The organism is Streptosporangium fragile (assembly GCF_039534445.1).
GTDB classification, from domain to species: domain Bacteria; phylum Actinomycetota; class Actinomycetes; order Streptosporangiales; family Streptosporangiaceae; genus Streptosporangium; species Streptosporangium fragile.
In genome coordinates this window covers 1-12,924 of the sequence record NZ_BAAAVI010000127.1, presented here as the reverse complement: position 1 = coordinate 12,924, position 12,924 = coordinate 1, and the positions used below count along the sequence as shown (strand labels likewise).

The 12,924-nt window shown below is 70.9% G+C and carries 14 protein-coding genes; 8 read left to right on the top strand and 6 right to left on the bottom strand.

Features of this window, described 5'->3' with window-relative positions; all coding sequences use genetic code 11:
• Both mycP and ABD841_RS39575 read right to left on the bottom strand, forming a co-directional pair.
• Positions 1-1,233, bottom strand: a 1,233-nt coding sequence (gene mycP, locus ABD841_RS39580; RefSeq protein WP_344982204.1) for a type VII secretion-associated serine protease mycosin, incomplete at its 3' end; no start/stop codon positions are given.
• Positions 1,227-1,961 (bottom strand): hypothetical protein, encoded by a 735-nt coding sequence (locus tag ABD841_RS39575; protein WP_344982203.1) that lies wholly within the window; start codon positions 1,959-1,961, stop codon positions 1,227-1,229. The genes ABD841_RS39575 and mycP, both read right to left, overlap by 7 nt.
• A gap of 128 nt (positions 1,962-2,089) precedes the next feature.
• On the opposite strand from ABD841_RS39575, the gene ABD841_RS39570 reads away from it, so the two are divergent.
• Both ABD841_RS39570 and ABD841_RS39565 read left to right on the top strand, forming a co-directional pair.
• The gene (locus tag ABD841_RS39570) at positions 2,090-2,560 is read left to right on the top strand and encodes a hypothetical protein (RefSeq protein ID WP_344982202.1); all 471 of its coding nucleotides are present in this window, start codon (positions 2,090-2,092) and stop codon (positions 2,558-2,560) included.
• Positions 2,557-2,862 carry a winged helix-turn-helix domain-containing protein gene (locus ABD841_RS39565; RefSeq protein WP_344982201.1) on the top strand — a complete coding sequence of 102 codons (306 nt, stop codon included), beginning with the start codon at positions 2,557-2,559 and terminating at the stop codon, positions 2,860-2,862. The genes ABD841_RS39570 and ABD841_RS39565 overlap by 4 nt, the downstream gene beginning before the upstream one ends.
• Before the next feature lie 63 nt (positions 2,863-2,925).
• On the opposite strand, the gene moeZ is transcribed toward ABD841_RS39565, so the two are convergent.
• Positions 2,926-4,107, bottom strand: coding sequence for an adenylyltransferase/sulfurtransferase MoeZ (moeZ, locus tag ABD841_RS39560; RefSeq protein WP_344982200.1), 1,182 nt, complete (start codon positions 4,105-4,107; stop codon positions 2,926-2,928).
• A gap of 79 nt (positions 4,108-4,186) precedes the next feature.
• Complete coding sequence (locus ABD841_RS39555; protein ID WP_344982199.1) at positions 4,187-5,095, bottom strand: alpha/beta fold hydrolase; 909 nt, start codon at positions 5,093-5,095, stop codon at positions 4,187-4,189.
• A 294-nt stretch (positions 5,096-5,389) separates the two neighbouring features.
• Here ABD841_RS39555 and ABD841_RS39550 point away from each other — a divergent pair, with 294 nt between their 5' ends.
• Positions 5,390-5,779, top strand: coding sequence for a hypothetical protein (locus ABD841_RS39550; protein ID WP_344982198.1), 390 nt, complete (start codon positions 5,390-5,392; stop codon positions 5,777-5,779).
• 417 nt (positions 5,780-6,196) lie between these two features.
• On the opposite strand, the gene ku is transcribed toward ABD841_RS39550, so the two are convergent.
• Entirely contained in the window at positions 6,197-7,084 is an 888-nt protein-coding gene (gene ku / locus ABD841_RS39545) for a non-homologous end joining protein Ku (protein ID WP_344982197.1), read from the bottom strand.
• 227 nt (positions 7,085-7,311) lie between these two features.
• On the opposite strand from ku, the gene ABD841_RS39540 reads away from it, so the two are divergent.
• From ABD841_RS39540 to ABD841_RS39530, 3 genes are all read left to right on the top strand, one after another.
• Positions 7,312-7,617, top strand: coding sequence for a hypothetical protein (locus ABD841_RS39540; RefSeq protein ID WP_344982196.1), 306 nt, complete (start codon positions 7,312-7,314; stop codon positions 7,615-7,617).
• Between the two features lie 61 nt (positions 7,618-7,678).
• Positions 7,679-8,308 carry a TetR/AcrR family transcriptional regulator gene (locus tag ABD841_RS39535; protein ID WP_344982195.1) on the top strand — a complete coding sequence of 210 codons (630 nt, stop codon included), beginning with the start codon at positions 7,679-7,681 and terminating at the stop codon, positions 8,306-8,308.
• Positions 8,309-8,421: 113 nt separating this feature from the next.
• Complete coding sequence (locus ABD841_RS39530) at positions 8,422-8,652, top strand: DUF3107 domain-containing protein (protein ID WP_344982194.1); 231 nt, start codon at positions 8,422-8,424, stop codon at positions 8,650-8,652.
• Between the two features lie 395 nt (positions 8,653-9,047).
• Here the strand turns inward: ABD841_RS39530 and ABD841_RS39525 are convergent, their stop codons facing one another.
• A complete protein-coding gene (locus tag ABD841_RS39525; protein ID WP_344982193.1) occupies positions 9,048-9,698 on the bottom strand; it encodes a ferritin-like fold-containing protein in 651 nt (216 codons plus the stop codon).
• A 368-nt stretch (positions 9,699-10,066) separates the two neighbouring features.
• Between ABD841_RS39525 and ABD841_RS39520 the strand changes: the two genes are divergently transcribed.
• Both ABD841_RS39520 and ABD841_RS39515 read left to right on the top strand, forming a co-directional pair.
• Entirely contained in the window at positions 10,067-11,881 is a 1,815-nt protein-coding gene (locus ABD841_RS39520; RefSeq protein ID WP_344982192.1) for a DEAD/DEAH box helicase, read from the top strand.
• Positions 11,882-11,982: 101 nt separating this feature from the next.
• Positions 11,983-12,852 (top strand): alpha/beta fold hydrolase, encoded by an 870-nt coding sequence (locus ABD841_RS39515; RefSeq protein WP_344982191.1) that lies wholly within the window; start codon positions 11,983-11,985, stop codon positions 12,850-12,852.
• Positions 12,853-12,924: the final 72 nt, after the last annotated feature.

The window sequence follows — 12,924 nt, the reverse complement described above, 5'->3', positions numbered from 1 at the left end:
GACCGGGTCGCGGGCGGGCCGCGCGGCGGCTCTCGGGGAGCGCGCGCGGCCGAGGGACACGGCGACCACCGCGAGCGAGGCGACGGCGCCGAGCCCGGCGGCGACGGCCACCCCGCCGTACACGGTGATCATGCGCCGGTCACGGTGGACCACCCGCACCGGTGCCGGCGGCCGGCTCAGCGGCCGCTCGGGATCGTGGGCGCCGGCGCCGTCGGCGGTGAGGGTGTGCCGGGAGATCCTGGCGGCCTCGGCGAGGGCCCGGGAGGCGTTGACGACGCCGAACCCCAGGCCGGTGTCGTACCCGCCGCGGGGCCGCCGGGTCGTCCCCGCGGTGAGCGCCTGGACGACCAACGCGGGCGACATTTTTGGATATTTCGCCTTTATGAGGGCGGCGACCCCCGACACCAGCGCGGTCGCCTGCGAGGTGCCGCGGCCGACCCAGTACTCGTCCCCGGGCCCGGCGCCCAGGATGTCGACCCCCGGCGCGGCCAGCAGCACCGAGGGGTTGCGGTTGGAGAAGGCGGCCCGGCGCAGTCGCCGGTCGGTGGCGGCGACCGAGACCACCCCCGGGAAGGCGGCGGGGTAGGAGTAGGGCGCGTAGCCGGCGGCATCGGGCCTGCCGGCGCCCTCGTTGCCGGCCGCCGCGACGAGCACCACCCCCTTGGAGATCGCGTAGCGGATCGCCGCGCGCTCCTGCCGGGTCGCCAGCTCCTTGGAGATCGACATGTTGATCACGTCGGCACCGTGGTCCACGGCGTACCTGATGCCCCTGGCCACCACGTTCTCGTAGCGCTCCGCGGTGTTGAACTCCCGGAACCCGGGCTCCTCGTCCTCCAGGATGACCCGGACCGACAGGATCCTCGCCTCCGGCGCGACGCCGACCACCCCGTCCGTCCCGCCGGGCCCGTGACCGTGCGCGGCGATCAGGGAGGCCATGTACGTGCCATGCAGCTTCAGGGGCTTCACCCCCGGCGGATTGGACCCGGCCGTGAAGTCCCTGCCCTCGATGACCGAACCCGCCAGGTCGCGGTGGGCCGCGTCGACCCCCGAGTCGAGCACGGCCACGGTCACGCCGTCGCCCTTGGAGATCCGCCAGGCGGTGGGCAGGTCCAGGGTCCGCATCACCTGTCGCTGACTGTCCCGGACGCCGTCGGCCAGCGCGGCCGGGGTGGGGGCCTGCGTCAGCAGCGCGAACACCGCGGCCGCGACCGCCGCGACGCGACGCCTCAGCACCGCCACTCCCCGGACCGGCAGTCGGGGTGGACGGGCGTGGACAGGCCTGCGAGGACGCGGTCGGCGATGTCACCGGTGAAGGCGAACAGGGTCGGCCGCTGCTCGCCGACCGCTCCGGCGGGGCGGCCGTCGATCTGCCCGGCCGTGGCCATGACCACGTACGGCCCCGCCTGGCGCACGAGACCCGCCTGGCGCCCCCTGGAGGTGAAGCGCTCGCTCACGGTGCCGGGGAAGGCCAGCGCCCGCAGGCCGGGTGAGGGGCGGCCCGTCCGGGACAGCGCCGTCTTGGCCCCGGCCGCGCCCACCTCGTCGGCGAAGGCCACGACGCCGACGGTGACGACGATTCCCTGGAGCGCGTCGAGGTAGGTGGCGCGCAGCACGCCCAGGCAGCCCGACCGGCGGAGCACCGTACGCAGCCCGGCGTCCACCGCCCGGTCGCAGCGGGTCTCCGGCGAGATGCCCACCCTGCGCGCCCTCTCCTCACCACCCTGCTCGGCGGCGTAGCGGACGGTCTCGGGAAAGATCTTCCCGGCGGGCCAGGCCCGCCAGCGCCGGGCCACCTCGCCGACCGCGGCCCTGTCGAGCTCGGCGGCGGTCGGACCGCGGATGAGCTCCGTCCCGGCGGCGCTGGCCGAAACCCCGGCCACGACCGCGCAGAGCAGCGCCAGTGCCGAGGCCACGGCCGGCGTCAGCCACGAGCGCAGCCGCCGACCTGGGACTTCGTTCACGCCCTCGACCTTAATGCGGCAAGGCGGGTGTCATCCGCCGTTCCGTCCGGATCCGATGCCGCGGAAAGTACTTGACGATCTGGAAAGTGGAAAGTACTTTCCCAACTGGAAAGAGAAAAGGAGCCCGGATGAACATCTCCCCCGAGGACGCCGCGCGCAGCCTGGCCGACGCGCGTACCACCCAGGCGCGGGCCCTACGCGCCGAACCCTCGTTCCCCGCCTGGTTCACCACCGGTGTGGCCCTCTTCGCCACCGGCGTCACGTTCGCCACCGAGCCGGGCACCGCCCCGGCGGTGACGGTCACCGTGATCGTCGCGCTGACGGCCGCGCTCGTCGCGATGACGCTCAAGCTGGCCCTCGGCTCCCGGATGCGCGCCCATCGCAGCGTCATCGAGCGCGGGGCCATGCTGGGGTACGCGGGCTGGGTCCTGTCGAGCGTGGCCGTCGCGTTCGCCGTGGCCTTCCCGCTGGCCGGCGCGGAGGTCCGCTACGCCGGAACGTACGGCTGCCTGGTGATGACGGCGTTCATGGCGGCCACCGGGCCGCTCGTCGCCCGCTGGATATCGCGGCGGCTGGCAGCCCGGGTCGAAGGCCGATGACCGGGCTCGACCCCGTCATCCACCCGCCCGCGAGGCTGCGGATCGTCTCACTCCTGGCGGCCGCGGAGGAGGCGGAGTTCGGTTTCGTCCGCGACCAGGTCGAGGTGAGCGACTCGGTGCTCTCCAAACACGCCTCCGCGCTGGAGGCGGCCGGGTACGTCGAGATCCGCAAGGGATACGTGGGCAAGCGGCCCCGCACCTGGCTCCGGCTCTCGGCACGGGGCCGGCAGGCCTACCTGGCCCACGTCTCCGCCCTGCAGGCCATCGTCGCCGGGTCGGGGATCAGCCTCACCCCGGAATGACGGACGCCCCGCGGAGCGGGTGCTCCACGGGGCGTCCGGTCGTACGGGCCGGGGTCGTACGGGTCAGTAGGCCGGCAGGCTGGGGTCGACCGTCTTGATCCAGCTCAGCACGCCGCCGCCGACGTGGACGGCGTCGGAGAACCCGGCGTTCTTGACGATCGCCAGGCACTCGGCGGAGCGGGCACCGGACTTGCAGTGCAGGACGATCTTCTTGTCCTGCGGGAGCTTCTCCAGGGCGGAGCCGTTGAGGAACTCCCCCTTGGGGATGAGCACGGCACCCGGGATCGACACGATCTCGTACTCGTTCGGCTCACGGACGTCGACGACGTAGATGTTCTCGCCCCGGTCCTGCCAGGACTTGAGCTCCGCGGCGGTGATCGTGGAACCGGAGGCGGCCTGCTGGGCCTCCTCGGAGACCGCGCCGCAGAAGGCCTCGTAGTCGTCGAGGAGCTGCGTGACCGTCGGGTTCTTGCCGCAGAGCACGCACTCGGGGTCCTTGCGGACCTTGACCGAGCGGTAGTTCATCTCCAGGGCGTCGTAGATCATCAGACGGCCGACCAGCGGCTCGCCGACGCCGGTCAGGACCTTGATGGCCTCGTTGACCTGGATGGAGCCGATCGACGCGCACAGCACGCCGAGCACGCCGCCCTCGGCGCACGAGGGGACCATGCCGGGCGGCGGGGGCTCGGGGTAGAGGCAGCGGTAGCAGGGGCCGTGCTCGGCCCAGAAGACGCTGGCCTGGCCGTCGAAGCGGTAGATCGAGCCCCAGACGTACGGCTTGCCGAGGAGGACCGCGGCGTCGTTCACCATGTAGCGGGTGGCGAAGTTGTCGGTGCCGTCCACGATCAGGTCGTACCGGGAGAAGATCTCCATGACGTTGTCGTTGGTCAGCGCCTCGTTGTGGACCACCACGTCGACGAGCGGGTTGATCTCCCGCACGCTGGCCGCGGCGCTCTCCGCCTTGGGGCGGCCCACGTCGGACTGGCCGTGGATGATCTGACGCTGGAGGTTGGACTCGTCGACGACGTCGAAGTCGATGATGCCGAGGGTGCCCACGCCCGCGGCCGCGAGATACATCAACGCGGGGGAGCCGAGACCGCCGGCGCCCACACAGAGCACCTTGGCGTTCTTCAGGCGCTTCTGCCCGGCCATGCCCACGTCCGGGATGATCAGGTGACGCGAGTAGCGGCGCACCTCGTCGACGGTCAGCTCGGCTGCCGGCTCTACCAGCGGTGGCAACGACACAGTTCTGCTCCCGTTTCAGGGGTCGTGAAGATACGGCTAGCGCAGCACGCACCACTCACAAACTAACCGGACGCCCCGGTCATTCCCCAATCGACGTGAGGGCGGTCTCACCTATCAAGATGCGGGCCTCCCGGGCCACCCTGCCGGGCACCTCCATCTGGGCGACGTGCCCGGCGTCGGGCAGGAGCACCAGCCTCACGTGCGGGAACGTCCGGCCCGCACGGGCGGCCATACGCGGGTGGACGAGCCGGTCGTGGCGGCCGTGGATGACGAGCGTGGGCGCGGTCACCCGGGCGGCCTGCTGCCACAGGCTCTCCTCACCGCGCCGGAAGTACTCGGCGACGATGCCCCGGGCGGAGTTGAGCAGCGCGATCCCGGCGTACGGCAGGCCGTCCCTGCGGCGCAGTTCCTCGACCGCCTCCCGCAGCCGGTCCGGGTGGACCCGGCCGGCGTCGGCGTAGCACATGGCGAGCGTGGCGCCGATCCTGCGCTCGACGGGCAGGAGACGCAGCCGGTTCGCGCCCCACTCCCCGAGCCGGGGGACCGTGGACAGGGCGACCCGGGCCGGGCCGTACCGGGGCAGCAGATCGGGCAGGGCGGGCGAGACGAGGGTGAGGGAGCGGACCAGGTCGGGCCGGCCCGCGGCGACCCGCACCGAGACGGCGCCGCCCAGGGAGTTGCCGAACAGGTGGACGGGGCCGTCGGAGACCCGCTCGATCAGCGCGGCGACGGTCGCGGCGTGCGCGGCGACGGAGTAGTCGCCGTCCGGCGGCTCCGGTGAGTACCCGGCCCCGGGCAGGTCGACGGCGTAGCCGGTCACCACGTCGGACAGTTCGCCCATCAGGTCGGTCCAGTTGGTGGCGGAGCCCGCGAGGCCGTGGACGTAGACGGCGGTCTCGGCCGGACCGCGCGGGGTCGACCTCACGTGGATCCGCCGCTCACCCAGATCGACCATCTCGCCCGGCCACACCGGGATCGGAGTGCCCACCGCACGTCCCCCTCCAGCTCGAAACACCTTCCGTCCGACGATATCCCGCCCCGGACAGTGGCGGGAACAAAAGCGACATTAAGGACATTTCCCTTCAAAATAAATAATAAGAGTCCAACATCATCAATAAAGAGATAAGGGGAGCGTAAAAGCGCCTGATCTCTGTTTGTCGGGCCACATGACCGGAAACCATGACAACCAGGGATGACCCCTCCACGGTCATCCCAGACGATTTCCGAGAAATCGGGAAAAGTCGAATACGGGGGCAACCGATCCTTTCAAGGGGGAAACGCAATGCCCAAGCTCAAGAGCGTCATCGCAGGGCTCGCGATCAGCACGGCGCTGACCGGCGGAGTCGTCGGCCTGGGCGCGGCGACCACCGCCACGAGCGCCAGCGCCGGCACCGCCGTCACCACCATCAGCGGCTTCCAGACCCACTGGGGCGGCGGTTGCGGCTGGCGTCGCGGCTGCGGCTGCCGCGGCTGGGGCTTTGGCGGTTGTGGCTTCCGCCACCACCGCTGCCACCACAAGCGTCTCAGGCTGATCGTTCACAACAACAACGTCAACAACAACAACGTCAACAGCGACAACGAGAACGAGAACGAGCAGCGTCAGCGTCAGGCGCAGTTCGAGATCGACCGTGACCGCGACCACCACCGCGGCCACCACCACTACACCCCGTGACCCGCTCCGGAAACGGTGAGCGCCACGGATAGTGACCGCACCGGGGTCGCGCTTTAGTTCAGGTCGGCGTCCGGCCGGAATATTCCGGCCGGACGCCGCCGAGTTCGCAGTCGCGAAGAACTCCGGCCCCACAGCGGAGGCGTGGAGTGCCCGCATTCCCCAGAGTCGCGCATTCCCTCGGGAAAACGCCGGCCATACGGGGAGCGCGGGCACTCGGAATGCAGTTCTCGAGCACCTTACCTCTCGGTGAAAAAGGCGTGGGTTTCCATCGCTCGTGACACCGCGGACGAGGGCGCCACCGGGTTCCGGCCCGCGGCGCCCTCGTCGTGCGCCGTCCGCGCCCGCGCCGCCCCCGGCGTCCGCCCCCGCTCACACCGACCCGCACCGTCCCGCACCGTCCCCGGCGTCCGCCCCCGCTCACGCCGAGCGGCGCGACCTCCGCTTGCGAGGGGCCTTCCCCTCACCGGAAGCGGCCTTCCCCGCGGCTCCGGAAGCGGCCTTCCCCGCGGCTCCGGACGCGGCCGGAGCCCCACCGCTCCGTTTGGCGGCCTCGACGCTGGCGCGGAGCGCGGCCATCAGATCGGCCTCCGGCCCCTTCTCCGCCGGGGCCTCCGGGCGGACCGTCTCCCTGCCCGCGACCTTCGCCTCGATGACCTCGTGGACCGCCTCACGGTAGGAGTCGGTGTAACGCGAGGGATCGAAGTCGGCGGTCATCGACTCGATGAGGGAGACGGCCATCCTCGTCTCCTGGTCGCGGACGTCCACCGCCTCGTCGAGGAAGGGGAACTCCGCCGCGCGCACCTCGTCCGGCCAGAGCATCGTCTCCAGCACGAAGACCCCGTCCCTGACCCGCAGCGTCGCGAGCGACTCGCGCTGCCGCAGGGCGACCTTGACGATCGCCACCCGCCCCGAGCGTTCGAGCGCGTCGCGGAGCAGCACGTAGGGCTTGATGCCCGCCTCGTCCGGCTCCAGGTAGTAGGACTTGGCGAACAGGATCGGGTCGATCTGGCCGGCCGGGCTGAACTGAAGCACCTCGATCCTGCGCGAGGTGGACAGCGGCAGGTCGTCGAAGTCGTCCCCGGTGAGGACCACCATCTCCCCGGACGGGAGCGCGTACCCCTTGGCCACCTCGGCGTAGGGGATCTCCTCCTCGCACACCTCGCAGACGCGACGGAACCTGACTCGCCCGCCGTCGTCCCGGTGCACCAGGTGGAAGGTAACGTTGCGCTGCTCGGTCGCGGGGTGCAGGCCCACCGGGATCGTGACCATCCCGAACGAGACCGCGCCCTTCCAGATGCTCCGCATGGCATTCTCCCCTGACGTGGAGCTTTCCCTTAAGTTTCGCGCAGATGTTCGGAAATGCCGTCAACCGCATGGAAAACCTCACCAACGCGGCAGGTACCCGCCATGGGCCATCCGATGCCCCGCCTTTCTCGGCGCGTGCGATTCGAGGTCGTACCCTGGGCGGTGTCCGGCGTTTGCAGGAGCCCGGTGAGGACATGAGACGTCCTGAGCCCGGAAAAGGACAGGGGATGCCTGAGATGAACGTGCGCGGCGACAGACCCCGTGGGGAAACCACCGACGGTCTCTTCGCGGAGACCTCTATCGAGACGCCGGAGGCCGACGCCGCCGAGCAGCACCGGCCCGTACGCGAGAACGCCTCGGACTGGCCCCGCGACCTCTCGCCGGAGACCGACCCGGCCGACGCCTCGGAGCAGCGGCGCGCGGCACACGAGGACGGCTCCTCCTGGCCCGAGGACATCCCCGTCGAGGTCGACCCCGCCGACGCCTTCGAGCAGAGACTCACGGTCGAGATCGACGAGGACGACTATCGTTGAGTCCTGTTACCGACGCGTAGGATGACCCAGAACGCCAGGAGCTTCACGCTAGGAGACCGCCGTGACCGCTACCCCGGACGCCAAACCCCGGGGCACCCGTCTGCCCCGGACAGCCCGCCGCCGCCAGTTGCTCAGCGCGGCGCAGGAAGTGTTCGTGGAGAACGGCTATCACGCGGCCGCGATGGACGAGATCGCCGAGCGCGCCGGAGTGAGCAAGCCGGTGCTCTACCAGCACTTCCCCGGTAAGCAGGAGCTCTACCTGGCCCTGCTCGACCTGCACGTGGACGACATGATCGCCCGCTGCCGCGACGCGCTCGCCTCCACGACCGACAACAAACAGCGCGTCCACGCCGCGATCGGCGCCTTCTTCGACTTCGTCTCCAGCCAGGGTGAGGCGTTCCGCCTGGTGTTCGAGTCGGATCTGCGCAACGTCGCCCCGGTCCGCCAGCGCATGGAGCGCAACCTCCGCGAGAGCGCCGAGATGATCAGCCAGGTCATCCAGGAGGACACCGGGTGCTCCAGCGACGAGGCGCGCCTGCTCGGCGTCGGGCTGGTCGGCATGGCCGAGGTCAGCGCCCGCTACTGGATCAGCAGCGCCGGTTCCATCCCCAAGGACGCCGCCACCCAGCTCATCGCCCGCCTGTCGTGGCGCGGCATCTCCGGCTTCCCGCGCACCAACACCGAACACTGAGGCGCGCCTGTTCGCCTCACGCGATCAACTGTTCGCTTGGCGCGATCAACCGGCGCGTCGCATCGGCGATGGGGCGACCATGGGACGAGCAACCCCCGTCGAAAGGGAGCACGATGGAAATCAAGATCGGCGTACGTTCCGTGCACCGCGAGCTCATAGTGGAGACCGACCTCACGGCAGAGGAGATCGAGAACGCGCTCGGGGCCGCGCTCTCGTCCAACACAGGTGTCTTCACCATCGACGATGCCGACGGCCGCAGGATCATCGTCCCGACCGCCGCACTCGGTTTCATCGAGATCGGCGAGGAGGGGCCGCGCGCCGTCGGCTTCGGCAGCACGCTCTGACGGATTCACGGGGCACCCGCCAGGCCGTCTCCCACGGCGTGGCGGGTGCCCCGTGAATCCGATGTGCGCCCCCGCCGGGCGGCCACGCCCGGCCACGGGAGGCACCACCCCGTTCAGGCGCCGGAGCACCCGTCCCGCTCGCCGAGGCCGCAGCCGTGCGGGCGTCTGATCCGGCGTAGATGCTCCCGTCCCCGGCCGATCGCGGGGCAGCCCGCGCTCCCCCTGCGCAGCACGGGACGCGAAGTCCAGCGGTTGGGTCCACATCGTGTCAAGGAAGTGCCGTAGCGGCGCGAGGCCCTCATGCCTCGCACGCTACAGCCGTTCACCGCCTGACGCGGGTCGATCAAGCGGACCGGTCCCCGGGGCCGGGTCCGGGAGGCGCGGTCGCACCGGGCTCAGGGGCCGGGGGTGAGGCCGAGAGCGGCCATGCGCTTGCCGTGCGCCTCGGTGAGCCGGGCGAACATCCGGCCGATGTCCTCCCCCGAGGCCTCCACCAGCAGCGTGGCGAGCTCCGGCCTGGCCGCCGCCACATGCTGCCCCTGGCTCAGCGCCTCACCGACCAGCCGCCTGGCCCACAGCGCCAGCCTCCCGCTCTGCTTGGGATCCTCCCGGAGCGCCACGCTGACCCGGTCGACCGCGAACTGCGAGCGTCCCTCGTCCGCCAGCACCTCCTCGACGAGGTTGCGCGTCCCATCGTCCACCCGGGTGGCCGCCTCACGATAGAAGTCGAGCGCGATCCCTGTGCCGACATAGGCCTTCACCAGCGCCTCCAGCCAGTCCCCCGGCGCGGTCTGGGCGTGCCAGTCGTCCAGCGGCCCGGTGAACGGCGCCATCGCCTCCTCCGGGTCCACGCCGAGGGAGGCGAGCCGGTCGCGGAGAAGCTCGAAGTGCGCGTACTCGACCGCGGCGAGACCGCCGAGCGCCGCCCGGTCGGTCAGCGAGGGCGCGTGCCGGGTGGCGTCTTCGGCGAGCCTGAGGAACGCGGTCAGCTCGGCGTAGGCGAGGACGCCGAGCAGGTCGGCCACGCCGGGAGGGGAATCACTCATGGACGCAGCCTACGAGCTGACGGGCCCGGCGATTCAGCGGGAATACGAAGAAATCGGTTCTCCGTTGTGGTATCGAGTACACTGCTCTGTGAAAGTGCGACCGCACCGTGTTAATCCGGGATATCCACCCCCGGACGCCCCCAAAAGTCGGCGTGACGCCGCAGCGGTCGCTGATGACATGAGAGGGCTGGCCCTTCCGCGAGGACCCGGCACGGGGAGCACGCTTTCTGCCGTGGTCCCGGCAGGCTTGCCTTCAACGGAGATTTAGGCAGGCCAAGCTGACGACGTTCCGAGACCTCGGAGTCACACCGGAGATCGCCGATGCCCTCGAAACCGAGGGCATCACCACGCCGTTCCCGATTCAGGAGATGGCACTTCCCCTGGCGCTCAGCGGCCAGGACATCATCGGCCAGGCGCGCACCGGCACCGGCAAGACCTACGCCTTCGGCGTGGCGATGCTGCAGCGTGTCGGCAAGCCAAGGAAGAACCGGAAGAAGCCCCGCGGGCTGGTCGTGGTACCGACCCGCGAGCTGGCCGTCCAGGTCACCGAAGACCTGGTGACGGCCGCCGGCAAGCTCGGCTCACGGATCCTCACCGTGTACGGCGGGCGCGCCTACGAACCCCAGATCGAGGCGCTCAAGCAGGGCGTCGACGTGATCGTCGGCACCCCGGGCCGCCTGCTCGACCTGGTCAAGCAGAAGCACCTGGACCTCGGCCAGATCCAGGCGCTCGTCCTCGACGAGGCCGACCGGATGCTCGACCTGGGCTTCCTGCCCGACATCGAGCAGATCATCAAGCTCGTCCCGGCCGAGCGGCAGACGATGCTGTTCTCCGCGACCCTGCCGGGCGAGATCGTCGCCCTGTCCCGGCGATACCTCAACCGCCCCACCCACGTGCGGGCCGAGAACAACGACGCCGAGGCCGAGGCGACGCCGCAGACGACCCAGTTCGTCTGGCGCGTGCACCGGATGGACAAGATCGAGATCCTGTCGCGCCTGCTGCAGTGCGAAGGACGCGGGCTCACGATGGTCTTCTGCGAGACCAAGCGTGCCTGCGACATGGTCACGGACGAGCTCAAGCGGCGCGGCTTCGCCGTCGCGGCCGTCCACGGGGACCTGGGACAGGGCCAGCGCGAGCAGGCCCTCCGGGCGTTCCGCAACGGCAAGATCGATGTGCTGGTCGCGACCGACGTCGCGGCGCGGGGCATCGACGTCGACGACGTCACCCACGTCGTCAACTACGACTGTCCGCAGGACGAGAAGTCCTACGTGCACCGGATCGGCCGCACCGGCCGGGCCGGCCGGACGGGCGTCGCGGTGACCTTCGTGGAGTGGGAGGAGCTCACCCGCTGGAAGGTCATCAACAACGCGCTCTCGCTCGACTTCCGCGAGCCGGTCGAGACCTACTCGACCTCGCCGCACATCTACAGCGACCTGGGCATCCCCGAGGGCACCAAGGGCGTGCTGCCGCACGCCAACCGGTCCCGGGCCGGCCTGGCGGCCGAGGAGGTCGAGGATCTCGGCGAGACCGGGCGCACCCGCTCCCGCTCCTCCCGCAGGGGACGCGACGACGACCGTGAGGAGCGTCGCGAGCGCCCCGCCCGCACTCCCCGCGAACGCCGCCGCACCCGCGGCGGCCGTGTCACCGAGGAGACCCCGGCACCGGTCGAGGCCGAGGGGATCCAGGGTCCTGTCGTCGAGCTCGCCGAGGTGGAAACGGACGTGGCACCCCGCAAGGACAGCCGTGAGGAGCGGCCCGCCGAGGCGGCACCCCGCCGGAGCCGCACCCGCAAGGCCGGCCTCAACCCCGAGGTGAGCCTGGCCGCGGAGGCCGAGGTCCCGGCCCGCGTCGAGCCTCCGACCGAGGAGCCCGCCCGCGGATCGCGCCGCACCCGGCGCGAGCAGGTGGCCGACGCCCCGCGGTGGGACAGCGAGCAGGCGGAGCCCTGGGAGGACGACGCCGCGGCCGAGTCCTGGGACGGCGAGCCCGCCCTGGAGGCCCCGGTCTCCCATCCGGAACCCGAGAAGATCATCCCGCCGAGCCCGTTCGCAGTGATCTTCCGTTCGCCCGACCTCGCGTCGGACGACGACGAGATCGCCCCCTCGGCCGCCTCCGAGCGCGTGCAGAACCGCCGTCGCGCGCAGGGGCGGGGAGTGCAGCGGGGCGGACGTCGCCCGAACTAGCCGTACCAGCGTGAAAAGGGGCGCGACCAGGCTGGTGGCGCCCCTTTTCGCGTCCCAAGACGCACAAAGACATGCCGCCAAGAGAGGTATCGTGGGGCCACGTGAGTACGCCGCGTTTTCTGACCCTGCCTCCTGGTGTCCACTCCCGCCAGATCGAGACGGCGGTGGGCGCCTTCGCCGCGCTGGAGGCGCTGCCCGTCAGCGGCGTCCCCGAGCGCTGGCCCGCGCTGCTGGTCCCCGGTCTCACCGGCAGCAAGGAAGACTTCATCGCGGTGCTGCAGACGCTGGCCCAGTCCGGCAGGCAGGTCGTGGCGATCGACATGCGGGGGCAGTTCGAGACCGCCGGCCCTGACGACCCCGCCGCCTACACCTGCGCCGCACTCGGCAACGACGTCGACGTGCTGGCACAGGTGATCGGCAAGGGTGGGCCGATCCACCTGGTCGGCCACTCCTTCGGCGGTCTGGTGACCCGCGAGGCGGTCATCGACGGCCGGACCCGGTTCGCGTCGTACACGCTCATGAGCTCCGGCCCCGCGGCGATCGTCGGCCCCCGCGAACGCGCGGGCCGCGTCATGATGTCAGAGCTGCCCGAGGTCGGCCTGGAACACATGTGGCACAGCCGCCTGGAACCCGAAGCCCTGTCCGCCGGGGTCGCCGACGAGATCGTCGCCTTCCTTCGCAAGCGGCTGTTCGCCAACTCGATCACCGGCATGTACCGGATGACCGAAGAAGTGCTCTCCGCCCCCGACCGGTGCGACGAGCTGACCGAGGTCGAAGTGCCGACCCTGGTCCTGTACGGCGAGCACGACGACGGCTGGCCGCCCCACCTGCAGTCGGAGATGGCTCGACGCCTGGGCGCCGAGTGCGTCGTCGTGCCGGGAGCGGCTCACTCCCCGGCGGTCGAGGCCCCCGAGACGACGGCCGCCGCCCTCATCCGCTTCTGGAACGCCGCGGAGGCCCGGCTGCATTAACTGCTGTGTTTATGGCTGTGTTTATGGCGACGCTGGCGCGTCGCGGTTCGGACGCTCTGACCCGGCTGTGTT

What these genes read in the sequence shown, in the direction of transcription:
- ABD841_RS39530 (WP_344982194.1), top strand. Translation starts at nt 8,422, where the DNA reads ATGGAAATCAAGATCGGCGTACGTTCCGTGCACCGCGAGCTCATAGTG.
- ABD841_RS39540 (WP_344982196.1), top strand. Translation starts at nt 7,312, where the DNA reads ATGCCTGAGATGAACGTGCGCGGCGACAGACCCCGTGGGGAAACCACC.
- ABD841_RS39565 (WP_344982201.1), top strand. Translation starts at nt 2,557, where the DNA reads ATGACCGGGCTCGACCCCGTCATCCACCCGCCCGCGAGGCTGCGGATC.
- ABD841_RS39520 (WP_344982192.1), top strand. Translation starts at nt 10,067, where the DNA reads ATGGCACTTCCCCTGGCGCTCAGCGGCCAGGACATCATCGGCCAGGCG.
- ABD841_RS39525 (WP_344982193.1), bottom strand. Translation starts at nt 9,698, where the DNA reads ATGAGTGATTCCCCTCCCGGCGTGGCCGACCTGCTCGGCGTCCTCGCC.
- ABD841_RS39550 (WP_344982198.1), top strand. Translation starts at nt 5,390, where the DNA reads ATGCCCAAGCTCAAGAGCGTCATCGCAGGGCTCGCGATCAGCACGGCG.
- ABD841_RS39570 (WP_344982202.1), top strand. Translation starts at nt 2,090, where the DNA reads ATGAACATCTCCCCCGAGGACGCCGCGCGCAGCCTGGCCGACGCGCGT.
- ku (WP_344982197.1), bottom strand. Translation starts at nt 7,084, where the DNA reads ATGCGGAGCATCTGGAAGGGCGCGGTCTCGTTCGGGATGGTCACGATC.